At 64.6% G+C, this 26,325-nt stretch carries 32 protein-coding genes; 16 read left to right on the top strand and 16 right to left on the bottom strand.

Going from position 1 to position 26,325, the window contains the following annotated elements; all coding sequences use genetic code 11:
- Window positions 1–306: 306 nt before the first annotated feature.
- Entirely contained in the window at window positions 307–987 is a 681-nt protein-coding gene (locus DCG74_RS14920) for a L,D-transpeptidase (RefSeq protein ID WP_172787346.1), read from the top strand.
- 36 nt (window positions 988–1,023) lie between these two features.
- Here the strand turns inward: DCG74_RS14920 and DCG74_RS14915 are convergent, their stop codons facing one another.
- Window positions 1,024–2,106: an extensin family protein gene (locus DCG74_RS14915; protein WP_172787345.1), complete on the bottom strand. Its 1,083-nt coding sequence runs from the start codon at window positions 2,104–2,106 to the stop codon at window positions 1,024–1,026.
- Window positions 2,107–2,171: 65 nt separating this feature from the next.
- Between DCG74_RS14915 and DCG74_RS14910 the strand changes: the two genes are divergently transcribed.
- Both DCG74_RS14910 and DCG74_RS14905 read left to right on the top strand, forming a co-directional pair.
- Entirely contained in the window at window positions 2,172–3,800 is a 1,629-nt protein-coding gene (locus DCG74_RS14910) for a fatty-acid--CoA ligase (protein WP_172787344.1), read from the top strand.
- A gap of 266 nt (window positions 3,801–4,066) precedes the next feature.
- Complete coding sequence (locus tag DCG74_RS14905) at window positions 4,067–4,921, top strand: DUF1499 domain-containing protein (protein ID WP_172787343.1); 855 nt, start codon at window positions 4,067–4,069, stop codon at window positions 4,919–4,921.
- Between the two features lie 71 nt (window positions 4,922–4,992).
- On the opposite strand, the gene DCG74_RS14900 is transcribed toward DCG74_RS14905, so the two are convergent.
- From DCG74_RS14900 to DCG74_RS14885, 4 genes are all read right to left on the bottom strand, one after another.
- The gene (locus DCG74_RS14900; protein WP_172787342.1) at window positions 4,993–5,910 is read right to left on the bottom strand and encodes an MBL fold metallo-hydrolase; all 918 of its coding nucleotides are present in this window, start codon (window positions 5,908–5,910) and stop codon (window positions 4,993–4,995) included.
- Window positions 5,911–6,091: 181 nt separating this feature from the next.
- Window positions 6,092–7,306 carry an acyl-CoA dehydrogenase gene (locus DCG74_RS14895; protein WP_036004014.1) on the bottom strand — a complete coding sequence of 405 codons (1,215 nt, stop codon included), beginning with the start codon at window positions 7,304–7,306 and terminating at the stop codon, window positions 6,092–6,094.
- A 131-nt stretch (window positions 7,307–7,437) separates the two neighbouring features.
- Window positions 7,438–8,514 (bottom strand): 3,4-dihydroxy-2-butanone-4-phosphate synthase, encoded by a 1,077-nt coding sequence (gene ribB / locus DCG74_RS14890; protein WP_172787341.1) that lies wholly within the window; start codon window positions 8,512–8,514, stop codon window positions 7,438–7,440.
- Window positions 8,515–8,702: 188 nt separating this feature from the next.
- Window positions 8,703–10,433: a cation:proton antiporter gene (locus DCG74_RS14885; RefSeq protein WP_172787340.1), complete on the bottom strand. Its 1,731-nt coding sequence runs from the start codon at window positions 10,431–10,433 to the stop codon at window positions 8,703–8,705.
- A 67-nt stretch (window positions 10,434–10,500) separates the two neighbouring features.
- Here DCG74_RS14885 and DCG74_RS14880 point away from each other — a divergent pair, with 67 nt between their 5' ends.
- Complete coding sequence (locus DCG74_RS14880; protein ID WP_172787339.1) at window positions 10,501–11,028, top strand: DUF3124 domain-containing protein; 528 nt, start codon at window positions 10,501–10,503, stop codon at window positions 11,026–11,028.
- An 85-nt stretch (window positions 11,029–11,113) separates the two neighbouring features.
- On the top strand, window positions 11,114–12,346 hold the full coding sequence (locus DCG74_RS14875) for a PLP-dependent aminotransferase family protein (RefSeq protein ID WP_172787338.1): 1,233 nt from the start codon (window positions 11,114–11,116) through the stop codon (window positions 12,344–12,346).
- Window positions 12,347–12,365: 19 nt separating this feature from the next.
- Here the strand turns inward: DCG74_RS14875 and DCG74_RS14870 are convergent, their stop codons facing one another.
- Complete coding sequence (locus DCG74_RS14870; protein WP_172787337.1) at window positions 12,366–12,638, bottom strand: helix-turn-helix domain-containing protein; 273 nt, start codon at window positions 12,636–12,638, stop codon at window positions 12,366–12,368.
- 158 nt (window positions 12,639–12,796) lie between these two features.
- Between DCG74_RS14870 and DCG74_RS14865 the strand changes: the two genes are divergently transcribed.
- Window positions 12,797–13,249, top strand: coding sequence for a hypothetical protein (locus DCG74_RS14865; protein ID WP_172787336.1), 453 nt, complete (start codon window positions 12,797–12,799; stop codon window positions 13,247–13,249).
- 102 nt (window positions 13,250–13,351) lie between these two features.
- Window positions 13,352–13,585: a hypothetical protein gene (locus DCG74_RS14860; protein WP_172787335.1), complete on the top strand. Its 234-nt coding sequence runs from the start codon at window positions 13,352–13,354 to the stop codon at window positions 13,583–13,585.
- A gap of 216 nt (window positions 13,586–13,801) precedes the next feature.
- Here the strand turns inward: DCG74_RS14860 and DCG74_RS14855 are convergent, their stop codons facing one another.
- The 5 genes from DCG74_RS14855 to DCG74_RS14835 form a co-directional block, all read right to left on the bottom strand.
- Window positions 13,802–14,620, bottom strand: coding sequence for an aldo/keto reductase (locus DCG74_RS14855; protein ID WP_172787334.1), 819 nt, complete (start codon window positions 14,618–14,620; stop codon window positions 13,802–13,804).
- Between the two features lie 144 nt (window positions 14,621–14,764).
- The gene (locus DCG74_RS14850) at window positions 14,765–16,330 is read right to left on the bottom strand and encodes an alkaline phosphatase (protein WP_172787333.1); all 1,566 of its coding nucleotides are present in this window, start codon (window positions 16,328–16,330) and stop codon (window positions 14,765–14,767) included.
- Between the two features lie 187 nt (window positions 16,331–16,517).
- On the bottom strand, window positions 16,518–16,937 hold the full coding sequence (locus DCG74_RS14845; RefSeq protein WP_172787332.1) for a hypothetical protein: 420 nt from the start codon (window positions 16,935–16,937) through the stop codon (window positions 16,518–16,520).
- Window positions 16,938–17,047: 110 nt separating this feature from the next.
- Complete coding sequence (locus tag DCG74_RS14840) at window positions 17,048–18,049, bottom strand: nitronate monooxygenase family protein (protein WP_172787331.1); 1,002 nt, start codon at window positions 18,047–18,049, stop codon at window positions 17,048–17,050.
- Window positions 18,050–18,111: 62 nt separating this feature from the next.
- Complete coding sequence (locus tag DCG74_RS14835) at window positions 18,112–18,849, bottom strand: SDR family oxidoreductase (protein WP_172787330.1); 738 nt, start codon at window positions 18,847–18,849, stop codon at window positions 18,112–18,114.
- 174 nt (window positions 18,850–19,023) lie between these two features.
- On the opposite strand from DCG74_RS14835, the gene DCG74_RS14830 reads away from it, so the two are divergent.
- Complete coding sequence (locus DCG74_RS14830; RefSeq protein WP_172787329.1) at window positions 19,024–19,488, top strand: helix-turn-helix domain-containing protein; 465 nt, start codon at window positions 19,024–19,026, stop codon at window positions 19,486–19,488.
- A gap of 21 nt (window positions 19,489–19,509) precedes the next feature.
- On the opposite strand, the gene DCG74_RS14825 is transcribed toward DCG74_RS14830, so the two are convergent.
- Window positions 19,510–19,884, bottom strand: a complete 375-nt coding sequence (locus DCG74_RS14825; protein ID WP_172787328.1) for a PRC-barrel domain-containing protein — start codon at window positions 19,882–19,884, stop codon at window positions 19,510–19,512.
- A gap of 150 nt (window positions 19,885–20,034) precedes the next feature.
- Here DCG74_RS14825 and DCG74_RS14820 point away from each other — a divergent pair, with 150 nt between their 5' ends.
- The 6 genes from DCG74_RS14820 (at window position 20,035) to DCG74_RS14795 (ending at window position 24,275) form a co-directional block, all read left to right on the top strand.
- On the top strand, window positions 20,035–21,822 hold the full coding sequence (locus DCG74_RS14820; RefSeq protein ID WP_172787327.1) for a thiamine pyrophosphate-requiring protein: 1,788 nt from the start codon (window positions 20,035–20,037) through the stop codon (window positions 21,820–21,822).
- 9 nt (window positions 21,823–21,831) lie between these two features.
- Window positions 21,832–22,059: a hypothetical protein gene (locus DCG74_RS14815; RefSeq protein ID WP_172787326.1), complete on the top strand. Its 228-nt coding sequence runs from the start codon at window positions 21,832–21,834 to the stop codon at window positions 22,057–22,059.
- Window positions 22,060–22,144: 85 nt separating this feature from the next.
- Complete coding sequence (locus DCG74_RS14810; RefSeq protein WP_172787325.1) at window positions 22,145–22,696, top strand: DUF4142 domain-containing protein; 552 nt, start codon at window positions 22,145–22,147, stop codon at window positions 22,694–22,696.
- Between the two features lie 162 nt (window positions 22,697–22,858).
- Entirely contained in the window at window positions 22,859–23,443 is a 585-nt protein-coding gene (locus tag DCG74_RS14805; RefSeq protein WP_172787324.1) for a phosphatase PAP2 family protein, read from the top strand.
- A complete protein-coding gene (locus DCG74_RS14800; RefSeq protein WP_172787323.1) occupies window positions 23,440–23,787 on the top strand; it encodes a DUF3147 family protein in 348 nt (115 codons plus the stop codon). Before DCG74_RS14805 ends, DCG74_RS14800 begins: the two co-directional genes overlap by 4 nt.
- On the top strand, window positions 23,787–24,275 hold the full coding sequence (locus DCG74_RS14795; protein ID WP_172787322.1) for a DUF3147 family protein: 489 nt from the start codon (window positions 23,787–23,789) through the stop codon (window positions 24,273–24,275). The genes DCG74_RS14800 and DCG74_RS14795 overlap by 1 nt, the downstream gene beginning before the upstream one ends.
- Here the strand turns inward: DCG74_RS14795 and DCG74_RS14790 are convergent.
- A complete protein-coding gene (locus DCG74_RS14790; RefSeq protein WP_172787321.1) occupies window positions 24,272–24,439 on the bottom strand; it encodes a hypothetical protein in 168 nt (55 codons plus the stop codon). The two genes, DCG74_RS14795 and DCG74_RS14790, sit on opposite strands and share 4 nt — an antisense overlap.
- 167 nt (window positions 24,440–24,606) lie before the next feature.
- Between DCG74_RS14790 and DCG74_RS14785 the strand changes: the two genes are divergently transcribed.
- Entirely contained in the window at window positions 24,607–24,852 is a 246-nt protein-coding gene (locus DCG74_RS14785; protein ID WP_172787320.1) for a hypothetical protein, read from the top strand.
- A 144-nt stretch (window positions 24,853–24,996) separates the two neighbouring features.
- Here the strand turns inward: DCG74_RS14785 and DCG74_RS14780 are convergent, their stop codons facing one another.
- The 3 genes from DCG74_RS14780 to DCG74_RS14770 all read right to left on the bottom strand — a co-directional run bounded on the left by DCG74_RS14780 (window position 24,997) and on the right by DCG74_RS14770 (window position 25,709).
- The gene (locus DCG74_RS14780) at window positions 24,997–25,200 is read right to left on the bottom strand and encodes a hypothetical protein (protein WP_172787319.1); all 204 of its coding nucleotides are present in this window, start codon (window positions 25,198–25,200) and stop codon (window positions 24,997–24,999) included.
- Between the two features lie 71 nt (window positions 25,201–25,271).
- Complete coding sequence (locus DCG74_RS14775) at window positions 25,272–25,400, bottom strand: hypothetical protein (RefSeq protein WP_257187568.1); 129 nt, start codon at window positions 25,398–25,400, stop codon at window positions 25,272–25,274.
- Between the two features lie 114 nt (window positions 25,401–25,514).
- Window positions 25,515–25,709, bottom strand: coding sequence for a hypothetical protein (locus DCG74_RS14770; protein WP_172787378.1), 195 nt, complete (start codon window positions 25,707–25,709; stop codon window positions 25,515–25,517).
- 96 nt (window positions 25,710–25,805) lie between these two features.
- On the opposite strand from DCG74_RS14770, the gene DCG74_RS14765 reads away from it, so the two are divergent.
- Window positions 25,806–26,324 (top strand): DUF4142 domain-containing protein, encoded by a 519-nt coding sequence (locus tag DCG74_RS14765; RefSeq protein WP_172787318.1) that lies wholly within the window; start codon window positions 25,806–25,808, stop codon window positions 26,322–26,324.
- The last annotated feature ends 1 nt before the right edge of the window (window position 26,325 follow it).

Below are 26,325 nucleotides of genomic sequence, written 5' to 3'. Positions count from 1 at the left end.
AGCCCTTAGCGCGATTCTGGCAGGTTCACGATGACAACAACATTAACGGAGCGTTTGCATTTGCGGCACCGCCGGGGCTCAACTGTGGCGCGGAAGGAACAGTTTGGCGCGTCTGGCCAAAAAACCTTCGCAGTAACCCCAAATTTGCGGCAGAAAAGCCACAGCTGGGGTCTTGCAGCGCGGGAAAACGGCTTCAGCGCTGGAATTGTGGCAGATTTCAACGATAATGGGATTAACGGAGTCGAGGAACTTGGGCGCTAAGCTCAGGCCCCTTCCGCACGGTATTGTTTTGATTGGAACCAAACCATGTCGTCGCTGAAAGTTATGTTTGGGATTTTGGCCGCTGGCCTGATGCTGTCGGGCTGCATGCAGGCCACTCATTATGAGGCGGCCGACACCAAAGCCTTCAAGCCGAAGGACAAGGAACTCCTCGCCAAGGTCCGGTACGAAAACACCCCGGTCGCCGAGCCGTTCCGCCGCGCCATCGTCCAGTACCACCGCAAGGAAACGCCCGGCTCGATCGTGGTCGATTCCGACAACCATTACCTCTATTACGTGCTGGATGGCGGCAAGGCGATCCGCTACGGCATCACCGTCGGTGAAGAGGCGATGGCCTGGTCGGGCATCGCCAAGGTGGGCAGCAAGACCGAGTGGCCGGCCTGGCACCCCACCCCCAGCGAAATTTCGCGCCTGGGTGTGCCGACCTATGTCGCGCCGGGTCCGGACAATCCGATGGGCTCCCGTGCGCTGTACCTGTATTCCGGAGGCAAGGACACGCTGTTCCGCATCCACGGCACCAACCAGCCGGAATATATCGGCGCCTCGATCTCGTCCGGCTGTATCCGCCTGACCAACGAGGACGCGATCGATCTCTATGATCGCGTCAAGGTCGGCACCCTCGTCGTGGTGCTCGAGCCGAAGCACGGCGATTCGCCCTATAATTCGCGCCTCGCGCTCCAGGGCGGCGGTTCCAGTTCATCCTACTGAGCAGGCCTTGCCTGAGGCTTTTCAAAAGCGCCGGTTTCACCGGCGCTTTTTTGTTGCCGATTGGTGCGACCGGCCTTTGTTGCCACCCGCCGCCGGCTTGTCTGCCGGCGCAGGAGGTGTCTCCGCCCCTCCGTCGTGGGCACCCTCCTTTGCCTCGGGTTTGGCCGCGACCTCGCGCGGCGGTGCTTCCTCCGGACGTTCCGCCGGCAGCAGCGGAGCGACCTGAGGCAGCGGATCCCAGACGTTCCACTGGCAGATCCGGTAGTCGTTGCGCCGCTGGGCGAGATCGAGATGGATGTGGTCCTCGTGGTACCAGTCCGAGCCCGGACCGAGCACGGTGGAAAAGCGCGCGCAGACCGAATGCAGCACGCGCTCGCGCACCTCGCGCGCCGTGGCGCGGTCGGTGAGGCCGATCGACTGCCCATTGGCGAGCTTGATGGCGCGGATGTCGATGGCATTGGCTTTGCCGTGCTCGGAAAGCATCGCCCCAGCGACGCGGTTGCGGCCGCGGCACTCGAAGGAATCGAAATTATCGAGGTCGCTGATGGGCGAGCCGAGGCTGGCGGCCAGGGGCACGATGTCCTTCCGCAGCCAATCCGCGAGCGCGGACGCCATGGTGCAGCGGAGGATCGCCGCCGGCTTCACCGTCACCTTGCGCTTGTCCGGCAGCACGATGGCCTCCAGCCGTACCAGATCCTCGCCGCCGCAGGCGCCGGGGCCGCGGATATCCGGAATGGAGGGCGCGATCGCGATCTCCTCGGTCAGCGCCAGCCGGCAGGCCGAGGCCTGCTTCTCGGGCGGCGGCGCGGCCTCGGCGGGCTTGTCCGCGCCTGGCTTGTCGGGGGACGGCTTGCCGTCTGCCTGCGGCGCCCCCTCATCCGACGCTTTGGGGGCGTCCTCGGGACGCGGCTTCGGCAGCGGAATCCTGGCGGGGCGAACGGTTGCGCGGGGCTTTGGTGCTCCAAGGTTGAAGATATCGAGCGGCGCAGGATATTTCCGCGCCTCTGCCCTTTCGGCGAGCAGCAATAGCCCCGCCGCAGCGGTAACCATTGCCGCGCCAGCGGACATATAGCCGCGACAAGACCATTTGCGGCGAAAGTCCGGCAGGCTAAAACTCATGTCAATTCTTTGGCCCAACGCTGAGAGCGACAATGCGCCCAGCGACTTCTCGGAGGAACGTCGGAATGCTTGGTTTGATGCAAGATTGGCCCCTGCTCTGCCACCGAATCATCGAACACGCCGCCAGGATTCATGGCAAGCAGGAGGTGGTCACACGCTCGGTCGAGGGTCCGATCCATCGCACCACCTACGCCGAGATCCACCAGCGCGCGCTCAAGGTCTCGCAGATGCTGGAGCGCGACGACATCAAGCTCGGCGACCGTGTCGCAACGATCGCCTGGAACACATGGCGCCATCTCGAGGTCTGGTACGGCATCATGGGGATCGGCGCCATCTGCCATACCGTCAATCCCCGCCTTTTCCCCGAACAGATCGCCTGGATCATCAATCATGCGCAGGATCGCATCGTGATGACCGATCTCACCTTCGTTCCGATCCTGGAGAAGATCGCGGACAAGCTGCCAAGCGTGGAGCGCTACATCGTGCTCACCGACAAGGCGCACATGCCGGAGACCACGCTGAAGAACGCGGTGGCCTACGAGGACTGGATTGCGCAGGCCGACGGCAAATTCAAATGGAAGGACTTTGACGAGAACACGGCGGCGGCGATGTGCTACACCTCCGGCACGACCGGCGATCCCAAGGGTGTGCTGTATTCGCATCGCTCCAACGTGTTGCACGCGCTGATGGCCAACAACGTCGACGCGCTCGGCACCAGTGCGTCCGAGACAATGCTGCCGGTCGTTCCGCTGTTCCATGCCAACAGCTGGGGCATCGCCTTCTCCGCCCCCTCGCAAGGCACCAAGCTGGTGATGCCGGGCGCCAAGCTCGACGGCGCCTCGGTCTATGAGCTGCTCTCGACCGAGAAGGTGACGCACACCGCCGGCGTGCCGACGGTGTGGCTGATGCTGCTCCAGCACATGACCGCCAACAATCTCAAGCTGCCGGATCTGAAGATGGTGATCTGCGGCGGCTCGGCGATGCCGCGTTCGATGATCAAGGCCTTCCTCGACATGGGCTCGAACGTCCGCCATGCCTGGGGCATGACCGAGATGAGCCCGATCGGCAGCGTCGCGGCCCTGAAGCCGCCGTTCCAGAATGCCACCGGCGATGCCAGGCTCGACGTGCTGCAGATGCAGGGCTATGCGCCCTTCGCCGTGCAGATGAAGATCACCGACGATGCCGGCAAGGAGCTGCCCTGGGACGGCAAGACGTTCGGCCGCCTCAAGGTCTCCGGGCCCGCCGTCGCCAAGGCCTATTACCGCGTCGACAGCAACATCCTCGACGAGGACGGCTTCTTCGACACCGGCGACGTCTCGACCATCGACGAGGACGGCTATATGCGGATCACCGACCGCTCCAAGGACGTGATCAAGTCCGGCGGCGAGTGGATCTCCTCGATCGACCTCGAAAACCTCGCGGTCGGCCACCCCGCCGTGGCGGAAGCCGCCGTGATCGGCGTGTTCCACCCGAAGTGGGACGAGCGGCCGCTCCTGATCGTGCAGCTCAAGCAGGGCCAGCAGGCCACGCGCGAGGACATCCTCAAGTTCATGGACGGCAAAATCGCCAAATGGTGGATGCCCGACGACGTCGCTTTCGTCGACGGCATTCCACACACCGCCACCGGCAAGATCCTGAAGACGGCGCTGCGCGACCAGTTCAAGGATTACCGCTTCCCGAACGCTGCGGCGTAATCGTTGGTGCCACCCTCCCCTGGAGGGGGAGGGTCGGCTCGCAGCGCGTCAGCGATGTGAGCCGGGGTGGGGTGACAGTCTCTCCCCAATAGCGGTGCCCGTGCGGAGAGATCACCCCACCCCGCTCGCGCTGCGCGCGATCGACCCTCCCCCTCCAGGGGAGGGTGATCGACCCTTGAATTTGCCCCCGCGCCGTGGTCTCAACGGTCCTATCGTCGCGCCAGATCGGCCGGCATCGCGCCCAACATCCGGCAGAGCTTCACCCGATGGCCCGCAGGTTTTCCGCTCCCTACCAGTCGGAGCCCGTGTCCAGCCTCGCGAGCTGGGCGCGCAATCTGGCCGTGTTCGCGGTGGTGGCGGTGGTGGTGTCGATCATCGTCGTCCGCTTCGATTTCCTGGAGCCGAAGCCGGCGCTTGCGACGTTCATCGGCGGCATCGCGATCGCCGGCCTCTCGATCCTGTTCGGGCTCGCCGGCTTTGCCGCGATCTGGCAGAACGGCTCGCGCGGCATGGCCCGCATCCTGCTCGCCTTCCTGATCGACGGGGCGATCCTGGCCTACCCCGCCTATCTGGCCTTTCAATATCGCAAGCTGCCGTCGATCTACGACATCACCACCGACCCGATCGATCCGCCGCGCTTCGACGCGCTGGCGCGCCTGCGCACCGGCGAGGGCACCAACACCGCGGTCTATGCCGGTCTCTATTCGGCGGAGCAGCAGCGCCATTTCTATCCCGACATCGAGCCCGTCGAGCTCGAGATCCCGGTCGACCGCGCCTATGCAATCGCGCTCCAGCTCGTCCACAAGCGCAAATGGATCGTGATCGACGAGCGCGCACCGCAGCCGCCACGCCGCATCGGCCGCATCGAGGCGGTCGCGCGCACGCCGATCATGGGTTTCCGCGAGGACGTTTCGATCAGGGTCGTGCCGGATGGCGATGATTCCCGCGTCGACATCCGCTCTGCGTCGCGCAATTTCGACAGCGACCTCGGCAGCAACGCCGCGCGCGTCAAGAAATTCATCGACGACCTCAACACCGCCGCCGATGCCGACGCGCTCAAGCCGGTGAAGAAAACCCCGGTCGCACCGCCCAAGGCGCCGGCGAAGACGGTGAAGAAGTGAAATTGGCGAATGGGGAGTAGCGAATAGCGAATGGAGCCGCCCAACCGCTACTCCCCATTTGCTATTCGCCCTCAGGCCATCCGATAGGTCCCGCCGATCACGGGATCGCCATCCGTCGCCACCACGCCGCGCGCGACCAGGTCTTCCAGGTGCGCCAGAACGGAATAGCCCGCCGCCGTCGTCAGGCGCGGATCGATACCGATATAGATCGCGCGGACCATGGTCGGGATGTCGGTCTCGCCCTTGGCGAGGCGATGCAGAATCGAGGCCTCGCGCGCCTTGCGGTGACGGATCAGGAAGCGCACGAAGCGCTGGCCGTCGGGAATCTCGGGGCCGTGGCCCGAGAAATAGAGATCCTCCTCGCGGGCCGCGAGCCGGTCGAGCGAGTCCATGTAGTCGATCATCGAGCCGTCCGGCGGCGCCACGATCGAGGTCGACCAGCCCATGACGTGGTCACCCACGAAATTGAATTTTCGCTCGGGCCAGGCGAATGCCAGATGATTGGCCGTGTGGCCGGGCGTCGCGACGGCCTCGAGCCGCCAGCCGTCACCTTCCACGACGTCGCCGTGTGCGAGGCTGACGTCCGGGGCAAAATCGCGGTCGGCACCGGATTCCGGATTGTGCTTCTCGCTCTCGAAGCGCGGCCGCGAGGCGCGATGCGGGCCCTCGGCATAGACCGGCGCAGCTGTCGCCTGCTTGATGCGCGCGGTGTTCGGCGAATGATCGCGATGGGTGTGGGTGACGAAGATGTGCGTCACCGTCTCGCCGCGCACCGCATCGAGCAGCGCCGCCGCATGCGCCGCATCGTCAGGACCGGGATCGATGATCGCGACATTGCCCTTGCCGACGATGTAGCTGACCGTCCCCGTGAAGGTGAACGGGCTCGGATTGTTGCAGAGCACGCGCCGCACGCCGGGGCGGACCTCCTCGACGAAGCCGGGCTTCAGCGGAAAGTTGCGGTTGAACGGGACGTCGTCATTGTCGGACATGGGACTTCCTGTCGCCACACTCTCTGCCGTCATACCCCGCGAAGGCGGGGTATCCAGTACGCCGCGGCGCCAGTGACAAAAGCGAAGTCTCTGGGATACTGGATCGCCCGCCCCAGTGCGCAACTGCGCACAAGGCGGGCGATGACAGTGGAGCAACTAGCCGCGGCGGAAAACACAATGACTAGAAAAACGCCTGAATGCCCGTGATCGCGCGGCCCAGGATCAGGGCGTGGACGTCGTGGGTGCCCTCGTAGGTGTTGACCGTCTCGAGGTTATGGACGTGGCGCATCACGTGATATTCGATCGAGATGCCGTTGCCGCCGTGCATGTCGCGGGCGGTGCGGGCGATGTCGAGGGCCTTGCCGCAATTATTGCGCTTCATGATCGAGATCATCTCGGGCGCGAACTTGCCCTCGTCCATCAGACGGCCGACGCGAAGCGAGCCCTGAAGCCCGAGCGCGATCTCGGTCTCCATGTCCGCGAGCTTCTTCTGCACCAGCTGGGTCGCGGCGAGCGGCTTGCCGAACTGCTTGCGGTCGAGCGTGTATTGACGGGCGCGATGCATGCAGTCCTCGGCGGCGCCCAGCGCACCCCAGGAGATGCCGTAGCGGGCGCGGTTGAGGCAGCCGAACGGGCCCTTGAGCCCGGAGACGTTGGGCAGCAAGGCGTCCTCGGGGACCACGACGCCGTCCATCACCACCTCGCCGGTGATGGAGGCGCGAAGCGAGAGCTTGCCGCCGATCTTCGGCGCGGACAGGCCCTTCATGCCCTTCTCCAGCACGAAGCCGCGGATCTGGTTGTCGTGCGCGGCCGACTTGGCCCAGACCACGAAGACGTCGGCGATCGGCGCGTTCGAGATCCACATCTTGCTGCCGGTGAGGCGATAGCCGTCCGACACCTTCTCGGCGCGGGTCTTCATGCCGGCCGGATCGGAGCCGGCATCGGGCTCGGTCAGGCCGAAGCAGCCGACCCACTCGCCGCTGGCGAGCTTGGGCAGGTACTTCTTGCGCTGGTTCTCGTCGCCATAGGCGTAGATCGGGTACATCACCAGCGAGGACTGCACCGAGTTCATCGAGCGATAGCCGGAATCGACCCGCTCGATCTCGCGCGCGACGAGGCCATAGGCGACGTAGCTCGCATTGGCGCAGCCATATTCCTCGGGCAGCGTGATGCCGATCAGGCCGAGCTCGCCCATCTCGTTGAAGATCTCGCGATCGGTCTTCTCCTCGAGATAGGCCTTGGAGACGCGCGGCAACAGCTTGTCCTGGGCATAGGCGCGGGCGGTGTCGCGCACCATGCGCTCGTCTTCGGTGAGCTGCTCGTCGAGCAGGAACGGATCGTCCCACTGGAAAGAAGCCGCAGCCGGCTTGTCCTTGGCCTGAGGGCGCACGCTCATGAAACGTCCTTTCGCGTCTGGTTCCGTCTAAATGTTGCCCGACAAATTAAAGCGCCGCGGCAACAAGTGCAATTGCATCCTGGTTTCGGTCATTCCGGGTCGCGCAACGGCGCAAACCGGAAACGATGCGGTCAGATTTCGAGCTGCTCGTTGGCGACGATCTCGATGCCGAAGCCCGACAGACCCTTGTAGTCGTGCACCGACGAGGTGAGATGCCGGATCGAGGTGACGCCGAGGTCGCGCAAGATCTGCGCGCCGACGCCGACCTCGCGCCACTGGCGGTTGCGGTCGGCCTCCGTCGACGTCTCGTCCGGCAGCGGCGAAACGGGCACGCCGGCCGCGCCGTCGCGCAAATAGACCAGCACGCCACGGCCGGCCGTCTTGAAATGCTCGAGCACGGCGGCCATGCGCTTGTGGCCGGTGAAGGTGTCCTTGACGATGTTCGGCTTGTGGAAGCGCGTCAGCACGTTCTTGCCGTCGCCGACGCCGTTGTAGACGAAGGCGACGTGGGCGATGGAATCGAACGGCGAGCGGTAGGCGTAGCCCTGCAGGGGGCCGATCGGGCTGTCGGTGACGAAGGTCGAGACCCGCTCAATCAGCTTCTCGCGCGCCTGGCGGTAGGCGATCATGTCCGCGATGGTGACGTGCTTGAGCTTGTGCCTGACCGCAAACTGCGCGACCTGCTCCCCCTTCATCACGCTGCCGTCGTCGTTCATGAGCTCGCTGATGACGCCGACCGGCGGCAGGCCGGAAAGCTTGCAGAGGTCGACGGCGGCCTCGGTGTGGCCGGAGCGCAGCAGCACGCCGCCGTCCTTGGCGATCAGCGGGAAGATGTGGCCGGGCCGGGCGAAATCGTTGGCGCCGACATTAGGATTGGCGAGCGCACGGCAGCACGAGGCGCGCTCATCGGCGGAGATGCCGGTGCCGCCGTCGGCCTTGTAGTCGATCGAGACCGTGAACGCGGTGGTGTGCGCGGAATCGTTGTGGGCGACCATCGGATCGAGCCGCAGCCGGCGCGCATCCTCGGTCGTCACCGGCGCGCAGACGATGCCGGAGGTATGGCGGATGATGAAGGCCATCTTCTCGGCGGTGCAGAGCGAGGCGGCGACGATCAGATCGCCCTCGCCCTCGCGGTCCTCGTCGTCGGTGACGACCACGAGCTCACCCCGGGCAAAGGCCTGCAAGACTTCCTGAACGCTATCGGGCATTTCCCAATCTCTATCGGTTATGGCCGGGAGGCTTAGCCGGACTTGGGTCGGGGCGCTAGTCTCCCCAGCGCAACCACATATGCCTGAGGGCGGGCCTGCCGATGGGTTTCAGGCTTGCACCGGGCATACCAGCGATATAGGCGCGGATTGCCCGCAAGGAAGGCGGCAAGGAAGACGACCCGACGCCGTCAGGGCAGCACCTCGCGGCGCTCGCCGAGGCGCTGATCGAGCTCGGCGCGCTTGTCCGCGAGCAGGCCGGCCTGGGCGGCTTCGATCACGGTAAACAGCTCATGTGCATCGCTGAGCCGGGTCACGGTGACGTAGCTGGCGCCGGCCTCGTAGAGCGCGTCGACGTCGGCCAATAGGTCGGCCGTGGCGACGATCAGGGCGGTCGGATTGAGCGCGCGGACGTGGCGGACCAGCTTCTCGTTGGTGGCGCCCTTCAATAGCGAATCCGGCACGCTGAGGATGATCATCTCGGACTTGCCGACGCCGGCATGGAGCAGCGTGTCAGCGCTACTGATGTCGCCGTAGATCACATGCAGGCCGCGCGAAAGCAGGGTCTTGTACACATTGGGGTTGAAGTCGATCACGGTGATCTGGTCGAGCAGCACCGGTGCCTGCCGCTCGATCTCGGCGAGAAGCGCGCTCGCCGCACGGAAAAAGCCGAGGATCACGATGCGGCGGGCTTCGCCATGGCCGCCCTCGTGGCCCTCCTCGGCATGGCCGTTGCCATGGTCGAGATCGCGCAGGCCGATCCGCTTCAACGGGCCGATCGCCCAGCGGGTGATCTCGTCGCTGCGGGTCATCACGAAGGTCGAGAGCACCGCCAGGACCACGAAAGCGAAGGAGGCCGCATTCGCCGTCTCGGCCGCGATATGGCGGTCGGTGACGCCGGTCTGGATCACCACCAGCGAGAATTCGGAGATCTGCGCGAGGTTGAGCGCCGGCAACAGGCTGGCGCGCAGGCCCTGCTTCATCAGGTAGAGCGGCGTGAACGTCGTGACGAGGCGGCTTGCCACCGTGAACGCCGCGATCATCAAGGCAAGACCGATCACCGAGAGGCCCGGCACGGGAATGGTCATGCCGAGCGCGACGAAGAACAGCGTGATGAAGAAGTCCCGCAGCGTGGTGACCTTGGCGGTGACGTCGAGCGCGTAAGGGAAGGTCGAGAGCGAGACGCCGGCGATCAGCGCGCCCATCTCGCGCGACAGCGACAGCCGCTCGGCGGTCTCGGCGACGAGAAAGCACCAGGCCAGCGCGCCGAGCAGGATCAGCTCGGGCCGCCTGGCGATCTGGTGGAACAGGCGCGGCAGCACGTAACGGCTGACCAGTAGCGCGGCGGCGACCAGCACCGCGACGCGGCCGATCGAGAGCAGGATGACGCTGACCTGCAGATTGGCGAGACTCGGCTGCACCGCCAGGAACAGGATGGCGAAGATGTCCTGGAGCACCAGCACGCCGAGGGTGATGCGGCCCGGCAGCGTGTCGAGCTCGCGCTTCTCGTAGAGCACCTTGACGATGATCACGGTGCTGGAGAGCGCGCAGGCGACGCAGAGATAGACCGCATCGAAATGCCCGCCGCCGAGCGACAGGCCGATGCCGACGAAGAATAGAACCCCGAGCAGGCAGCCGCCGAGCAGCTGGCTGCCCGCTGCGAACAGAATCACCCGCCCTGCCCGCACGATCTTCTTCAGGTCGATCTCGAGCCCGATCATGAACAGCATGAAGATCAGGCCAAGCTCGGAGATGACGCTGATCGATTCCTGCGAATGGACCCAGCCGGCGCCGAATGGACCTATGCAGAAGCCGGCGATAAGGTAGGCCAGGATCAGCGGTTGCCGGGCGAAATGGGCGAGCAGGCCCAGCATCCAGGCAAACAGGATAGAGAGAGTGATGTCGCGAATGAGCTCGTGCATGCCAAATTGGTCCGTTTTGCCGCACCCTAGAGACGGGTTGCGGTGCGGCAAGCGAGCAATTCGTCACATGCGGAATGGGCTCATCGCAGCCATGCTGCTCAGTCCCCTCGCCTTTGCCGTGCCCGCCGCCGCGCAATCCAAGGTCAATATCGAACAAAACTTTGTCGAATCGTTCACCCCACTGCCGAAGGAAGACCTCGCCGTTTCCGGCGGTTTCTACGTGCCCGCCTATTCCAGCGTCGCGATGAGCCAGGGCAAGCTGCGTGTCGACTTCTCGGTGACGCTGAGCGTTCACAACGCCTCCGAGACCCAGCCGCTGGTCATCAAACGCATCGCCTATTTCGACACCGCAGGCAAGCAGGTCGAGAGCTATCTGAAGACGCCGGTGGCGTTGAGGCCGCTCGCCACCGTCTCGATCTTCATTCCGACCGACGACGTGCGCGGCGGGACCGGTGCCAATTTCCTGGTCGACTGGGCCGCCACGGGCGAGATCGCCGAGCCGGTGGTCGAAGCCTTGATGGTTGGCGGCATCGCCAACGCGCATTACGCTTTCATCAGCCAAGGCCGTCCGACCAGGACGGCCACAAAGAAGTGAGGCCGTCCGACCAGGACGGCCGGCAAGAAGTAAGGCGGCCGGCGCAAAGCCGACGCTCAACAAGAACAAAACGAGGAACGCTCCCATGACGTCCAGCTTCGATTTCGCGCCCCTGTTTCCAGCAGGGCTGCCGGCCCCTTCTGCGCGCTGGACGGGCCTTGCCAAATACAGCTTCGTCGGCGGCAACAACGATTCCGAACAGGTGCCGCTCGACGAGCTGATCGAAGCGGCCAACACGGTGCTGCGGCACGAGGGCCGCTCGCTCGCCACCTACGGGCTGGCGCATGGGCCGCAGGGCTACCTCCCCTTGCGCGAATTCCTGGTGGCGAAACTCAGGCGCGATGCCGGAATCAGCTGCACGGTCGAAGATCTCCTGATCGTCTCCGGCTCGCTCCAGGCCCTCGACCTCGTCAACGCCACCCTGCTGACGCGCGGCGACACCGTGATTTTCGAGCAGGAGAGCTATCAAGGCTCGCTGACACGACTGGCGCGGCTCGGCGTCAACGTCGTCGGCATTCCCCTCGACAAGGACGGCATGCGCATGGACCTGCTGGCCTCCACGCTGGCCGACCTGAAGCGCCGCGGCATCCGGCCGAAATACATCTACACCATTCCGACGGTGCAGAACCCGACCGGCAGCATCATGCCCGAGAGCCGCCGCACCGAGCTGGTGCGGCTCGCGACCGTATATGGCGTGCCCATCTTCGAGGACGATTGCTATGCCGACCTCGTCTGGTCGGGGCAGCGGCCGCCGGCCATCTACGCGATGAGCCCGAACGGCGGCGTGATCCATATCGGCTCGTTCTCGAAATCGATCGCGCCGGCGCTGCGCGTCGGCTTCGTCGTGGCGCCCTGGGAGGTGATGTCGCGGATGCTGGCGCTGAAGACGGATGCGGGCTCCGGTGCGCTGGAGCAGATGGTGCTCGCCAGCTATTGCAAGCCGCATTTTTCCACCCACGTGCCGGCCCTGACCAAGGCACTGCGCAGCAAGCTCGACACGCTGATGGAAGCCCTGAACGAGCAGTTCGGGACCGCCGCCGAATTCGAGGCGCCCAAGGGCGGCATCTTCCTGTGGGTCAAGCTCCCCGACCAGGTCGATACGCTGAAGCTGTATCAGGCCGCGCTCGCCGCCGGCGTCTCGATCAATCCGGGGCCGGAATGGTCGACCAACAAGGGCCATTCCGCATCGCGGCTGCGGCTGTGCTTTGCCAGCCCCTCGCACCAGCAGATCCGCGACGGCGTCGCCGTGCTGGCCGAAGTGTGCCGCAAGGAGTTCGGCGTGCCGGCGCGTAGCGCCAATGTGGAGAAGCGGGCCTGAGGCCTGGTCGAGCGTCTCCTCATGCCGCCTGTGGCTGACTGCCGTGGATCGCGGAAGCGAGCCGCAGCAACAGGACGATGGAGACGTTGCCCTTGCCGGCCTCGATCTGGGCGATGTAGCGCTCGGAAATCCCGGAGCGGCGGGCCAGCTCCCGGCGCGACAGGTCGCAGCGGGTGCGCGAGGACCTCAGGCGGTCGCCCAGCTCGGCCAGAAACGCGGTCTCCGAATAGGGCGGCACGGCGCAGCTCCCCGGCAGCACTTCGCCCGCAAAATCCATGACTTGATTCAGCATTGCTCTATCCACGTTCGCCTTCGGGAAATGCCATCTTACCTTCGAAACGCCCTGCCTCATTGACGCGGATCAAATTCGCGCGCGATCGACGACTGCCGTGGACGACCGCGCGCGGAATGCTAGACTTTGGAATTCGTCGAGGCGGGGTTTCTCAGGACATGATGCGTTGTTCGGGTCGCTGGATCGCGGCTGCGGTGCTGTGGGTCGCGTTCACCTCCACGGCCGGTGCCGAGACGCTGGCCGTGACCGTGGAGCAATGGGGCCTGCTCGGCTCCTGGGCGGTCGATTGCTCTGCCCGGCCAGACCGCGACAAGGGTGCACTCCTGAGTTACGAGATCCGGAAAGACGGCCGGGTGATGTACCGGCGCAATTTCGGCGAGGCCATGGACGAGAACGAGATCGTGTCCGCCACGGTCAATGCCGAGGGCCTGCTCAATGTGATGGTCTACTTCCCCTTGCTGCGTCAGGCGCGCGAGTTCGGGTTGCTGTTGCAGAAGGACGGCCGCCTGCGCGCGATCTATAATCGCAGCGAGCGCGGCGAGTACACGATCAGGGACGGCAAGTACGTCGCAACAGGTGCACAGACGCCCGCGCAGCAGCGCTGCGACTAGCACGCCTTCGTCTGAACATCCGTTCAGAATTCTCTCGCCGTTTCTCCGGAACGTTCGAGCAAATCTGCGGTTTAGATGTGCATTCGTTTGGAGGAGGACAGCATGAAGAAGCTTGGTTATGTGGTTGCGGCTCTCGGCGCGATCGTGATTGCGGTGCCGACGCTGGCCAGCGCAGAGACGGTGGTGATCAAGCGCGGTCATCATCATCACGGCCCGTACGGCGCTCGCGCCGAATACCGCATGCACCATGACCGTGGCTGGCATCATGGCTGGCGCCATCGCGGCGACAAGGTCGTCGTGATCAAGCGCAGCCATCGCCACCATCACTGGGACTAATGCGCAACGCGACAAGGAATGGCCCCTCACGGGGCCATTTTCTTGCGTTCTTTTTTCCTTCTCCCCTTGTGGGAGAAGGTGGCGCGAAGCGCCGGATGAGGGGTTGCGTCAGCGAGTCCGAAAGTGAAAGACTCATGCGCGGAGAGAGACCCCTCACCCGTCTCGCCGCTTCGCGGCGAGCCACCCTCTCCCACAAGGGGAGAGGGTGAAGATCGATTAATCCCACGCCGGCGCGAAGCCTGGATTGACGCAGCGTCTGTCCTTCGCCAGCGCGGCGATCTTCTTGCGGTCGGCATCGTCGAGCGCGATCTTCAGCGCGTCGAGATTGGCCTGCTGGCTCTCGCGACGCGAGGCCTTCGGGATCGCGGCGACGCCGTCCTGGTCGAGCAGCCATTTCAACGCGACCTGCGCGGCGGTCGCGTTGTGCCTGGCGCCGATGTCGGCCAGCACCGGGTCGGTCGCGAAACGTCCCTGCGCGAGCGGACAATAGGCAACCAGCGGGATCGACCTCGCCTGGAGATAGGCGAGCACCTTCGATTGATCGAGCATGGCGTGATATTCGACCTGGTTGCAGGCGATCGGCGCCTTGATCTCCTCGACCGCGACCTTGAGCAGCGCGGTGGTGAAATTGGCAACGCCGATGGCGCGCGTGCGCCCCTCCTCCTTGAGCTTCATCAGGGTCTCGAACACCGCGCCCCAGTTCGCGGCCTTCGACGGCCAGTGCACGAGATAGAGATCGACATGGTCGAGCCCGAGCTTCCTGAGGCTGGCGTCGAAAGCGCGGCGGATCGCATCGGGGCTGAGGTTCTCGTGCCAGACTTTCGTGGTGACGTGCAGCTCACCGCGCGGCACGCCGGACGCGGCGATGGCCGCGCCGATCGCCTCCTCGTTGGCGTACATCTCGGCGGTGTCGATGTGGCGATAGCCGATGGACAGCGCGCTCTCGACCGCGGCACGGCAGGCATCGCCCTGCATGCGGAAGGTGCCGAGGCCGAGCTTGGGCATGCTGATGCCCTGTGTTTTCAGATGGTCCATGAAACAGGCTCCCGAGATATTCAGCCCACCGGATGCGCGCGGCGATGCCGCGTGAGCAGACCTTTGGTGACGGAAAAGAAGTGGTGGGAGCCCTTACCCTAGCGCGGGAGGAGCATGGCGGCCAATCAAGATCGGGTTAGCAGCCTACGAATGCTGCGCCACCAGCGACGGATGCATCTGCGGCCGCGGGACGATGTCGACCGACCAGAGGTCGCGATTGTCGACGTCCTTCAGGGTCACGGTCATCACACCGCTGCGGCCGTCGATGTCGACCCGCCCGAAGAACTGCAAGCCGAAACAGGGCGCCAGATTGTCGCCCTGCGCGGCGCTGCAGCCATGCTGGTACATCGCGACCGGCCCGAAGGTGTCGTCGAGCTCGCCTGGGCTCCAGCTGCCAGCATGCAGCGGGCCGGAGACGAACTCCCAGAACGGCTCGAAATCCTGGAACTGCGCCTTGTTCGGATCGTAATAGTGCGCGGCGGTGTAGTGCATGTCGGCCGTGAGCCAGACGATGTTGCGGATGCCGGCGCGCTTGATGGAGGCGAGCAGATCGGCGATCTCGTGCTCGCGCCGGTCGGGCGGCCCATCGCCGAGCGCGACCGCATCCAGGCTGATCAGGCCGATCGGCAAATCGGCCGCGATCACCTTCCAAGTCGCGCGTGAGGCGGCAAGCTCGCGCTTCAGCCAGGCGAGCTGCTCGGCGCCCAGGATCCAGCCGCGGCGATCATCACCCTTGTTCCAGCTCTCGTCGCGGTAGCTGCGCATGTCGATCATGAAGACGTCCAGCAGCGGGCCATAGGCGATCTTGCGATAGACGCGGCCGTGCTGCGCGCTGATGTTGCGGATCGGCATGAAGTCGAAGAAGGCCCGGCGGGCCCGCGCGACCAGGCGCGGGGTGCCGTCGTCCTCGTAACCGGTCTCGTCATGGGTCCCGATCGGCGACCAGTCGTTGGTCACCTCGTGATCGTCCCATTGCGCGAACATCGGCACCTCTGCATGAAAGGCGCGGAAATGTTCGTCGAGATGGTTGTATTTGTAGTTGCCGCGGAACTGCGCCAGGGTGTGCGCAACTTCGGATTTCTCTTCGGTGACGAGGTTGCGCCAGGTCTCTCCGTTCGGCAGCTTCTGTTCGGAAGGAATCGTGCAGTCCGCGTAGATGTGATCGCCGCAGTGGACGAAGAAATCCGGACGGTTGTCGAGCATGGTGCGATAGCTGCGATAGCCGCCGCGGGAGACGTCGATGCCCCAGCCCTGCCCCGCGGTGTCGCCGGACCACAGGAACGAGATCGACTGGCGCGCTGCCGGCGCGGTGCGGAAATGGCCGATGCTGCTTTCGCCGGCAAGACCGGTGGCAATGTCGTCGAAGCGGACACGGTAGAAGATGTCCTGTCCGGGCGGCAGATCCGCCAGCAGAAGCTTCGACGTGAGATCGGCATCGGGCAGCGCATCGCCGGAAGCCGAGGCGATGATGGTCTTGAAGCTCTCGACGGTCGAGCATTCCACCTGCATCCGCGCAGGCCGGTCGGCGCGCGCCCAGATCACCGCGGAGCCGCCGGAGACATCGCCGGACTGGATGCCGGCTGCGATCTGCGGCCGGTCGGCGGCGCGGCTCAAATGAGGCTTCGCGAGCGAGGCGATGGCGAGACTGGAGGCGGAGCGGACCAGGAACTGCCGCCGGGTCCATGCGCGCGAGGCGCGGAGCGTTGCCATTCAGGAGACCTTCGTCGAATCGCGACGGAAGGCGCCTGCGCTCCTTGACTCCCAGCTTACGGTTTCTTGACTCCGCGCCTACGGTTTTGCGACGCGGGGATGACGTCCGTTGCAACCGCGGAGCGCGGTCTGCTCCCTCGCCCCGTTCTTACGGGGAGAGGGAAAGACACAGCGACGGCTCTCGCGCCTACCGCTTCCAGTTGCAGATGCCGCCGGAGCGGCATGGCCAGGTCTGGATACGGGTGTCCATCGCCTGCGCATCCAGCGGATTGCCCCGGCGGTGGGCAAGCTTGGCGCGGGCCGCGCCGCGCGGCGGTGTGCTCGCCGCATGCGCGGCCTTCGGCTCGGCCACACGAACGCGTTCGGCGGCAACCTTCTTCGGCACCTCGACGGGCTCAGCGCGCGCCTGTGCCTCGTTGCCGCCACGCGCTTCGAGCGCGACCGGGGCGAAGTGCGTCTCCGGCCCGAGACGTTTCGGCGACACCAGGGCCTTTGAGAGATCGAGGCCGAGATATTCGTCGGGCTTGTAGTCGTCGGCGCGCGCGACACCGGCCCCTGCGACCACGAGGGCAAAGGCAATTGCGAAGTGAACACTTTTCAGGACCACGGATGCCTCCTGAAATCGATTTATGAAAGGGGCAATTTACCCCTATCTAGGAGGCGCCGCGCGCAATTCCAGCGGTCAAATGCCGCCGTGGTTAAGAAGTTTGACGGGTGTCAGGCGACCTTTCGCGTCGCCCCCGTCCCGTCCAGGAACCCCAGCAGGCGGCTGCGGATGATGGTTTCCGCTTCGTCCATGATGCGATCGATCAGCTCCTTGCAAGACGGGATGTCGTGGATCAGGCCTGCGACCATGCCGCAGCTCCAGGCGCCGGCGTCCATCTGGCCGTCCAGCATGATCTTGGGATAGACGCCCGCGACCTGATCGTGGATGTCGTCGATGGTGAGCTTGGCGCCCTTCTCGCGCTCGATCTCGAGCAGGCGGTCGACATTGGCGTTCTTCAGGACGCGCTCGGTATTGCGCAACGCCCGCATGATCAGGCGGGTGTCGAGCTCGGTGGCCGCGACCAGCGCGTCCTTGACGTTCTGGTGCACCGGCGCTTCCTTGGTGGCGATGAAGCGCGTGCCCATGTTCATGCCCGCCGCGCCCAGCGAGAGCGCCGCGACCAGGCTGCGACCGTCGGCCATGCCGCCGGAGGCGACGAACGGGATCTTCAACTCCTCCGCCGCACGCGGCAGCAGAATCATGTTGGGGATGTCGTCCTCGCCGGGATGGCCGCCACACTCGAAGCCGTCGACGCTGACGGCATCGCAGCCGATGCGCTCGGCCTTCAGCGAGTGGCGCACCGAGGTGCATTTGTGGATGACCTTGATGCCAGCGGCCTTCAGCGCCGGCATGTAGGCTTCCGGGCTGCGGCCTGCGGTCTCCACCGCCTTGATGCCGCCCTCGACGATGGCCGCGATGTATTCCGGATAAGGCGGCGCCGAGAAGGCTGGCAGGAAAGTGAGATTGACGCCGAACGGCTTGTCCGTCATGTCGCGGCAGCGCGCGATCTCCTTGGCGAGCAGCTCCGGCGTCTTCTGCGTGAGACCGGTGATGATGCCGAGCCCGCCGGCATTGGAGACGGCCGCCGCCAGCTCGGCGAAGCCGACGAAATGCATGCCGCCCTGGATGATCGGGTGCTCGATGCCGAACAGTTCGGTGATCGCGGTCTTCACTGAAGGTCCTCCCGGAATTTGCTCGATGTTGAGATCAGTCTAGCCGGACTTTCCCGCCGCGGTCACCATTTCTCTCCGAAGGGGCGGATCTCCATCTCGAAGGTCCAGGCGCTCTTCGGCTGCTGATAAAGCTGCCAATAGGCGTTCGCGACCGACGACGGCGGCATCAGGAGGTCGGGATCGTCAAGCGCATTCGGGCCGAGCGCCTCGAGCCGGCGCTGGCGCACCCATTCGGTGTCGACGCCGGAATCGATGATGAGATGGGCGACGTGGATGTTCTTCGGCCCGAGCTCGCGCGCCATCGCCTGCGCCACCGCGCGCAGGCCGAACTTGGCGCTGGCAAAGGCGGCAAAGCCGCTGCCGCCGCGCACGCTTGCGGTCGCACCCGTGAAGAAGATGTTGCCGCCGCCGCGCGGCAGCATCAGCCGCGCCGCCTCGCGCCCCGCGAGGAAGCCGGAATAGCAGGCCATCTCCCAGACCTTGCGAAACACGCGCTCGGTGGTGTCGAGGATCGGGAAATTGACGTTGGCACCGACGTTGAAGATGCAGACTTCGAGCGGTGCATGCTTGTCGGCGTCGTTCAGGAAGGCAATGACCTCATCCTCCTTCCGCGCGTCGAGCGAGCGGGCGTGGATCTCGCCACCGTCGGCTTCGATCTCTTGCACCAACGGCGCGAGCTTATCTCCATTGCGGCGGCCGGCGAAAATCGAGAACCCTTCGGCGGCAAACTTCTTGGCGATCTCGGCACCGATGAAATCGCCGGCCCCGATGACGGCCGCAGTGGCGTTTCGCTTGGACAAGATCGCCTCCTCCGGTGAGCCGCACTGTGGGCGTGCGGCGCTTTATGTGCCGGAGGCTATAGTTCAAAAATAGAACTGTCAAACTGACCAGACGAATGCTAACTTTGGGCACAAATCTCTCTGACCGATCAACTTAGTTCCTTTTTCAGACTGACTTCCTGCAGGAACCGCATCATGAAATGGGACACGCTTGAGGAAGAGCCCTGCTCGCTCGCCCGCACCGTCGCCGCGATCGGCGACCGCTGGACGCTGCTGATCCTGCGCGAGTGCTTCTTGCGGGTACGGCGGTTCGAGGGCTTTCAATCCTCGCTCCAGATCACACGCCATCTGCTCTCGGAACGGCTGAAGAAGCTGGTCCGCTTCGGCATTCTGCGCCGCGTCCCCTATTCCGAGGCGCCGAAGCGCTACGAATACATCCTCACCCAAAAGGGGCTCGACCTCTACCCGATCATCATGGCGATGGTGCATTGGGGCGACACCCATATGGGCGATGAGCGCGGCCGCCCGCTGCTGCATGAGCACAAGAGCTGCGGCAAGCTGTTCGACCCCATCATGGTGTGCTCGGAATGCGGCGAAGTGCTGCATGCCAAACAGGTGCATGTGCATGCGGGCCCCGGGCGGAGGGAAGCGCTGGGATGAGTGAGGCGCACCTCACAAAGCTCAAGCGAAGGGAACGCCGTAATAGGAGTTGATGCCGCGCACGGCGGCGTCATCGCCCCAGTTCCAGTCGGTCTTCTCACTATATTTCGGCGCGCCTTCCAGATCCTTGGCGGTAATCGCGGTCACGTAACCGCCGAGCTCGGTGTCGTACTTCAGCGACTGCCAGGGCAACGGATAGTGATCATTGCCGAGGCCGAGAAAGCCGCCGAAACCAAGCACTGCATAAGAGACCTTGCCGCTGATCTTGTCGATCATGACCCGTTCGATCGATCCGATCTTGTTACGATCGGCGCCGTAGACGGCGGTTCCCTCGACCTTGTCGCTTCCGATCAGCCGGCCCATCTCGTTGCGGTCCAGTTCACCCTGATTCAGCATCGTCATTCTCCACTCAGCCATTTGGGAATCAACCGAAAGGGGTGAGCGATCGTTCCGGCGCGTGTTCCGCAAATGCTTGGGAACATCACCACAAAGAACCGGTTCTCTGAGACGACCGAGGCCGCAACAACAACAAAGAGAGCCGCCCGCATGTCCCAGACCGTCTCCGACTTCATCATTCAGCGCCTGCACCAATGGGGCGTGCGCCACATCTTTGGCTATCCCGGCGACGGCATCAACGGCGTGTTCGGTGCGATGAACCGGGCCGACGGCAAGATCGGCTTCGTGCAGGCGCGGCACGAGGAGATGGCGGCGTTCATGGCGACCGCCTACGCGAAATTCTCGGGCGAGCTCGGTGTCTGCATTGCGACCTCCGGCCCCGGCGCCTCGCATCTCGTCACCGGGCTGTACGACGCGCTGCTCGATCACCAGCCGGTGCTGGCGATCGTCGGCCAGCAGGCTCGCAATGCGCTTGGCGGTCATTATCAGCAGGAGCTCGATCTTCTCTCGATGTTCAAGGACGTCGCAGGCGCCTATGTCGTGCAGGCCTCCTCGCCTGCACAAGTGCGACACCTGATTGATCGATCGGTGCGGATCGCACTGGCGCGGCGGACTCCGACCGTCATCATCTTGCCCAACGACTTGCAGGAGGAGCCTTACGAGGACCCGCCGCGCGCGCACGGCACGCTGCACTCCGGCGTCGGTTACAGCGCGCCTAAAGTCATCCCTCGTGATGCCGATCTCGACCGTGCCGCGGAGATCCTCAATGCCGGCAAGAAGGTCGCGATGCTCGTCGGCGCCGGCGCACTTGGCGCCACCGACGACGTCATTGCGGTCGCCGACCGGCTGTCGGCCGGCTGCGCCAAGGCATTGCTCGGCAAGGCAGCGCTGCCCGACGACCTGCCATGGGTCACCGGCTCGATCGGCCTGCTCGGCACCGAGCCCAGCTACAACATGATGATGGAATGCGACACGCTGCTGATGGTGGGCTCGGCCTTTCCCTACGCCGAATTCCTGCCGAAGGAAGGCAGCGCGCGCGGCGTGCAGATCGACATCGACGCCAGCATGATGTCGATCCGTTTTCCCATGGAGGTCGGCCTCGTCGGCGATGCCGCCGAGACGCTGCGCGCCTTGTTGCCACGGCTGAAAACCAGGAGCGACGGCGCCTGGCGCCAGAGCATCCAGGAGGACGTCGCGAAATGGTGGAAGACCTTGGATGACCGCGCGCATCAGCCCGCCGCGCCAGTCAATCCGCAGCTCGTCGCCTGGGAATTGTCTCCGCGCCTGCCCGACCGCGCCATCATCACCAGCGATTCCGGCTCATGCGCCAATTGGTTCGCGCGGGACCTCAAGATGCGGCGCGGCATGACGGCCTCGCTGTCCGGCGGCCTCGCCTCGATGGGCGCTGCGGTGCCTTACGCGCTCGCGGCCAAATACGCCCATCCCGACCGCCCCGTGATTGCACTCGTCGGCGACGGTGCCATGCAGATGAACAACATGGCCGAGCTGATCACCGCGGCGAAGTATTGGCGCGACTGGAAGGACCCGCGTTTCATCGTGTGCGTCTTCAACAACGAGGATCTCAATCAGGTCACCTGGGAGCAGCGCATCATCAACGGTGATCCCAAGTTCGAGGCTTCGCAGCGCATTCCCGATGTCTCCTATTCGCGCTTCGCCGAGCTGATCGGCCTGCGCGGCATCTTCGTCGACAGCCCACAGCTGCTCGGCTCGGCCTGGGAGCAGGCGCTTGCGAGCGAGATGCCCGTCGTGCTGGAGGTGAAAACCGATCCCGAGGTGCCGCCGCTGCCGCCGCACATCACCTTGCAGCAGGCGAAGAACTTTTCGCTCGCCCTGATGAAGGGCGACCCGAACGAAAGCGGGATGATCAAGGGAGCCGCGCGGCAGGTGCTGGAATCGATTCTGCCCGGAAAGCAATGAGGGTGAGCCATGAGTGACTTCCGCGATATCAGGCACGGCGTCAACGACCCCGTCGATGGCGTCGACGTGAAGTACCACATCAACGACAATCGGACGCCGCACGAGCGGGCGCAGCGCCATGCTGACGTCCGGGCCGACGCAACCGCTGCGCCGGCCGAACCGTTCCTGCCCGAGCGGCTTCGACGCAAGCCGACAGATCCGATCAATCCGCGCACCGGACGCAATCCCGCGGATTAGCCGTTAGGAACCTCGGCCCCGGCGGCGTGTTGGTCGGCGCACATCGCCGGCAAGCGGCCGCGCGACCTATCGGAAGGATTTGACCATGAAACGCACAATCATCGCGCTTGCCTGCATGGTTCTCGCAGGCCCGGCTCTCGCCCAGTCGCTCGGCGAAAAGACTGGCGTGAATTCGGTGCTCGGCGTTGCGCCTGCGACCGCCGACTTCGTGACCCAGGTCGCGATCAGCGACATGTTCGAGATCGAATCAAGCAAGCTTGCTCAGCAGAAGGGCAACGCGGAGGAGAAGACCTTCGCGCAGCAGATGATCACCGATCACACCAAGACGAGCAGCGAGCTCAAGGGACTGGTCGGCAATGGCAAGGTGCAGGCCACGCTGCCGACGGCGCTCGACAGCTCGCATCAGAGCAAGATCGACAAGCTCAAGAATGCGAGCGGCAAGGATTTCAGCTCGGACTACAATTCCTATCAGGTCAGCGCGCATGAAGATGCCGTGTCGCTGTTCGAACGTTACGCCAAGGGTGGCGACAATGCCGAGCTCAAGGATTGGGCCGGCAAGACACTCCCGGCGTTGAAGCACCACCTCGACATGGCCAAGAACCTCGGCAGGGCGCCGAGCGTCGGCCAAACCAAGTAACGCATTGCTGCAGGACGCCGGCCGTCCCGGCGTGCTTCCCGGCAGCGCGATGAGAAACGTCATCGCGCTGCCGCTGCGCGATGCCTGTCGGTTGCGCCCAGGAACCTTCCTTGTTTCCAGGCTTTACAAAACCGTCATGGAGGATATCTCGCCGACGGACCGATGGCCTTAGTAACAGTCAAACCCACCCGGATCGATACGGCGATCGCCAACGAGATCGCGCACAATACCAACTCGGGGCTCGAGCATGCCGCCCAGGCCATGACCTGGGGTGCCGACGAGCATATCCTGGTCGCACTCGCGGCGGCGGGATGGCTCTACACCCGCCTCCGGCATCCGCAGCAGCGCCCCTTGGCCGATCACGTCCTGATCGTGTCGCTGGTGACGGCCGTGTTGCCGCATGTCTTGAAATCCGTGTTCGATCAAACGAGGCCCGACCGGCTGACGGTGAGCGGCCACTGGCGCGGTGTTCCCTTTTCGGGGCGGGCCCGCGACGCATTTCCCTCAGGTCACGCCGTGCATATGGGCGCCCTTGCCTCGGCCGCCGGTCTGTTGCCGCCGGCTCGCCGCAGCCTGGCGCGCTCCTTTGCCGTAGCGCTGTCCCTGACGCGGGTCGCGCTGCTCGCGCACTGGGCCAGCGACGTCGTGGCAGGCTTCACGCTCGGCATCATCGTCGAGCGATTGCTCAGGCCGTTCACGCTGGCGGCGTCACGGCAGCGGCACGAGGGCTCGGAGGGACAACCATGACCGAGTATCTCGTGCGCTTCGTCGCCGGCGGTCTGATCGTATCCGTCTTCGCGATCTTCGGTGACATGCTGCGGCCGAAGAGCTTTGCCGGGCTGCTTGGCGCAGCGCCGTCGGTGGCGCTGGCTACTCTCGGCATCGCAGTGGTCCAGCACGGCCCGCAATATGCTGCGGCCGAGAGCTGGACGATGATCTATGGCGCCATCGCGCTCGCCTGCTACAGCGTCGTCGTCTGCCACCTCCTGATGAGGCTCCGTCTCGGGGCGCTTCCAGCAACGATCCTCGCCTTTGCCGCATGGCTCGTGGTCGCCTTCGGCCTGCTCGCCGGCCTGGGAGGTGCGGCCTGATGCTGGTGAAGCTATCGACATCGGCGCTGAAACAGACGCGGTGGTACGAGTACGCCATTCGCTTCCTGCTCGGCGGCGGTGCCACGGTGCTCGCGGGCGTTATCGGCTCGAAGTTCGGCACAGCCGTCGGCGGGCTCTTTCTTGCTCTTCCGGCCGTCTTCTGCGCCAGCGCGACACTGATCGAAAGCCACGAGCGTCACGCCAAGGAGAAGGCCGGCTTGAGCGGGCGCCGTCGCGGGCAGAAGGCGGCGGCGCTCGATGCCACAGGCGCCGCACTCGGCAGCATCGGCCTCGCCGCGTTCGCCGCCATCTTCTATGCCATCATCGAGGCAAGCGCCGTATTCGCTTTCATCTTCGCGCTGACGGTCTGGGCCATCGTTTCCGTGTCGGCGTGGTGGCTCAGGCGCAAGCTTCGCATTGTCTCCCACACATCGCGCCGATCAGGCCATTCGCCGTCGGCAACGGGCTCTCGCTACGCGAAGCCCTAGTTCGCTTTCGCCCCCGTCGAGGGCTGCGATTGCGGCGGCTGGAGGCCCGGGCTGTTGGCCCAGCGCTCGACCTCATCGATGATCTTCTGCTGGCTTGGCCGCACCGGCCCGGGCGCCGCGGGCTCTTCGGACAGCTTGCGAGGCAACCTGACTTCGTCCGCCATGGTCTCTCTCCCTTCCGGGAACAATGCCTTACGGCGTGGCGCGTTTCTAAATCATTGATTTTATTTTGTTTTCCTACTCATTTGGAGGCTTTATCGGCTTTCGCGGAACTCTCATCAAGTTGGTTCGTTGAGTAAACTACTCAACCTACTCAATTTGCGTGATCGCCATGAACGACCTTCGCGCCGAGCGCCTTCAGGTCATGCTCTCGCCGGAAGAGTTGGCCGCCGTCGACGATTTCCGGTTCAAACACCGCATGCCGACGCGGGCGGCAGCCGTCCGCGAACTCCTCAAGTTCGGACTGGCCGCTGTGGGCGTCGATGCCGCTGCCGGCGTGAAGTCAAGCAGCTTCGGCGTGTTCGGCCGCGGGCCTGACGGACATACTCAGGGGGATCCGGAGAGCGGCGGCGGCTGACGCACATAAGCCTCTTCCACAAGCAAACGACCCCGGCACGGTGGGTGCCAGGGCCGTCCTTGGAGATGCTTCCGGCGCACCGGGGGCATGACTGCCGGAAGCAATCCGTCGACTCTTCCCGCGCGAATTCGTTCCTGGTGAGAGCTAGCCTGTGGCGTCGCTCGAGCCGTCCGGCATGGCGCCGGAACCTGGCGTCTTGCTGTTGTCGTTCAGCTTGGGATCGCGCGTCGCTTCACGCGAAGGCGAGCCTTTCGGATCCGTCTTGTGCACGGATTGCGCACGTTCCTTGTCGCGTGGCTGCACCTCCCCACGCTTGTCCTTGACGATGCCTTGGTCGGAATGGGCCATGATGCGTTCTCGCTTCTCCTGATGTGTCGGAGCGCTTACGCATTACGGCCGCGAATGTTCCGCTGCTGCAATCAGCTGCGCGCGGCGTGAACGGCAGATGCGTTCTCGAGATGCACCTGTCGCACCGTCGTCACCGTCGCGAAGGCGACGGAGACGCCAAAGGCGAGAATGAGGGAAAGAAGAGCCAGACGTGGAGCCATCGCCAAACCTCCTTCTGCAACTGGAAATCGCCGCGATCGACGTTCCCCGGATGATCCCAAATCAGTTGCGTGCCTTCCGTGAGCGGTCTCACATGCAGGTTCGTGAGGCCGAGCTCACCCGTTCCGCTTTGGGGCTGCATGAGCCGGGACGGGCGAAATTTCGCCATCGAGCCAATCCTGCTCGTTGGCCAGCGCCGTCCAGGCGTCGGCCATGCGCGAATAGCGCTTATGGGCGGGCTGTCCGTCGGCACGCTCGGCAAGCTGAAGACAATTGTCGGCATTGTCTCTGAAGATGTCAGACTGTTTCATATAAAAGACGTGGGGACGGAACTCCTGCGTCGCAACCCGCTTACCGGATCGTAATGGTTCAGGGAACTTTCGCACGGCGTTGGTCATTGAAGATCGATGCGAGTTGTCGCCGCAATCATCCTGGCATTCATCAGCACCTCGGCGCTTGCCGACAGCGTTGCCGAACGAAAGCCCGGCGAACGGCCACCCTCCGCGATCGAGGTGATCAGCGCCGTCTACAATTTCAGCCGGTTTCAACAAGGGCTGCTCGAGAACACCGACCTCCAGGGCAACGCGGAGGTCAAGAATCTCGCCGCCTTGCGCGCCGAGGAAGCGGTCAAGCGCGACAAGAAGCTGAAAGAGGTCCAGGAGGCCATCGGCGCGGAACTGCAAATCGGAAAGGCAGCGCTCGCCTCTCCAAGCGCGAGCCTCGTCGAGCCCGAAATGTCGGACGGCCCGGCTTACGTCAGAAGCTTCTATGCGGCGCAGATTCCCGAATATGAATCCATCATCGGCCTGCTCGAGCGCTACCTGGTGGCGCCCGACAACGCGGCGCTCGCAGCGTTCGCGCGCGAACAGCTGCCGCTGCTGCGCGCGCAGGTCAGGGACGCCGAGCGCACCATGGCGGACAAATAGC

The organism is Bradyrhizobium sp. WBAH42, from assembly GCF_024585265.1.
GTDB lineage: Bacteria > Pseudomonadota > Alphaproteobacteria > Rhizobiales > Xanthobacteraceae > Bradyrhizobium.
The sequence above is the reverse complement of the archived record's forward strand: the minus strand, read 5'-3'. Positions and strand labels throughout refer to the sequence as shown.

Bases quoted from the DNA above. Each gene is read 5' to 3' on its own strand.
- DCG74_RS14920 (WP_172787346.1), top strand. From the start codon at position 307: ATGTCGTCGCTGAAAGTTATGTTTGGGATTTTGGCCGCTGGCCTGATG.
- DCG74_RS14915 (WP_172787345.1), bottom strand. From the start codon at position 2,106: ATGAGTTTTAGCCTGCCGGACTTTCGCCGCAAATGGTCTTGTCGCGGC.
- DCG74_RS14910 (WP_172787344.1), top strand. From the start codon at position 2,172: ATGCTTGGTTTGATGCAAGATTGGCCCCTGCTCTGCCACCGAATCATC.
- DCG74_RS14905 (WP_172787343.1), top strand. From the start codon at position 4,067: ATGGCCCGCAGGTTTTCCGCTCCCTACCAGTCGGAGCCCGTGTCCAGC.
- DCG74_RS14900 (WP_172787342.1), bottom strand. From the start codon at position 5,910: ATGTCCGACAATGACGACGTCCCGTTCAACCGCAACTTTCCGCTGAAG.
- DCG74_RS14895 (WP_036004014.1), bottom strand. From the start codon at position 7,306: ATGAGCGTGCGCCCTCAGGCCAAGGACAAGCCGGCTGCGGCTTCTTTC.
- ribB (WP_172787341.1), bottom strand. From the start codon at position 8,514: ATGCCCGATAGCGTTCAGGAAGTCTTGCAGGCCTTTGCCCGGGGTGAG.
- DCG74_RS14885 (WP_172787340.1), bottom strand. From the start codon at position 10,433: ATGCACGAGCTCATTCGCGACATCACTCTCTCTATCCTGTTTGCCTGG.
- DCG74_RS14880 (WP_172787339.1), top strand. From the start codon at position 10,501: ATGCGGAATGGGCTCATCGCAGCCATGCTGCTCAGTCCCCTCGCCTTT.
- DCG74_RS14875 (WP_172787338.1), top strand. From the start codon at position 11,114: ATGACGTCCAGCTTCGATTTCGCGCCCCTGTTTCCAGCAGGGCTGCCG.
- DCG74_RS14870 (WP_172787337.1), bottom strand. From the start codon at position 12,638: ATGCTGAATCAAGTCATGGATTTTGCGGGCGAAGTGCTGCCGGGGAGC.
- DCG74_RS14865 (WP_172787336.1), top strand. From the start codon at position 12,797: ATGATGCGTTGTTCGGGTCGCTGGATCGCGGCTGCGGTGCTGTGGGTC.
- DCG74_RS14860 (WP_172787335.1), top strand. From the start codon at position 13,352: ATGAAGAAGCTTGGTTATGTGGTTGCGGCTCTCGGCGCGATCGTGATT.
- DCG74_RS14855 (WP_172787334.1), bottom strand. From the start codon at position 14,620: ATGGACCATCTGAAAACACAGGGCATCAGCATGCCCAAGCTCGGCCTC.
- DCG74_RS14850 (WP_172787333.1), bottom strand. From the start codon at position 16,330: ATGGCAACGCTCCGCGCCTCGCGCGCATGGACCCGGCGGCAGTTCCTG.
- DCG74_RS14830 (WP_172787329.1), top strand. From the start codon at position 19,024: ATGAAATGGGACACGCTTGAGGAAGAGCCCTGCTCGCTCGCCCGCACC.
- DCG74_RS14825 (WP_172787328.1), bottom strand. From the start codon at position 19,884: ATGCTGAATCAGGGTGAACTGGACCGCAACGAGATGGGCCGGCTGATC.
- DCG74_RS14820 (WP_172787327.1), top strand. From the start codon at position 20,035: ATGTCCCAGACCGTCTCCGACTTCATCATTCAGCGCCTGCACCAATGG.
- DCG74_RS14815 (WP_172787326.1), top strand. From the start codon at position 21,832: ATGAGTGACTTCCGCGATATCAGGCACGGCGTCAACGACCCCGTCGAT.
- DCG74_RS14810 (WP_172787325.1), top strand. From the start codon at position 22,145: ATGAAACGCACAATCATCGCGCTTGCCTGCATGGTTCTCGCAGGCCCG.
- DCG74_RS14805 (WP_172787324.1), top strand. From the start codon at position 22,859: ATGGCCTTAGTAACAGTCAAACCCACCCGGATCGATACGGCGATCGCC.
- DCG74_RS14800 (WP_172787323.1), top strand. From the start codon at position 23,440: ATGACCGAGTATCTCGTGCGCTTCGTCGCCGGCGGTCTGATCGTATCC.
- DCG74_RS14795 (WP_172787322.1), top strand. From the start codon at position 23,787: ATGCTGGTGAAGCTATCGACATCGGCGCTGAAACAGACGCGGTGGTAC.
- DCG74_RS14790 (WP_172787321.1), bottom strand. From the start codon at position 24,439: ATGGCGGACGAAGTCAGGTTGCCTCGCAAGCTGTCCGAAGAGCCCGCG.
- DCG74_RS14785 (WP_172787320.1), top strand. From the start codon at position 24,607: ATGAACGACCTTCGCGCCGAGCGCCTTCAGGTCATGCTCTCGCCGGAA.
- DCG74_RS14780 (WP_172787319.1), bottom strand. From the start codon at position 25,200: ATGGCCCATTCCGACCAAGGCATCGTCAAGGACAAGCGTGGGGAGGTG.
- DCG74_RS14775 (WP_257187568.1), bottom strand. From the start codon at position 25,400: ATGGCTCCACGTCTGGCTCTTCTTTCCCTCATTCTCGCCTTTGGCGTC.
- DCG74_RS14770 (WP_172787378.1), bottom strand. From the start codon at position 25,709: ATGAAACAGTCTGACATCTTCAGAGACAATGCCGACAATTGTCTTCAG.
- DCG74_RS14765 (WP_172787318.1), top strand. From the start codon at position 25,806: ATGCGAGTTGTCGCCGCAATCATCCTGGCATTCATCAGCACCTCGGCG.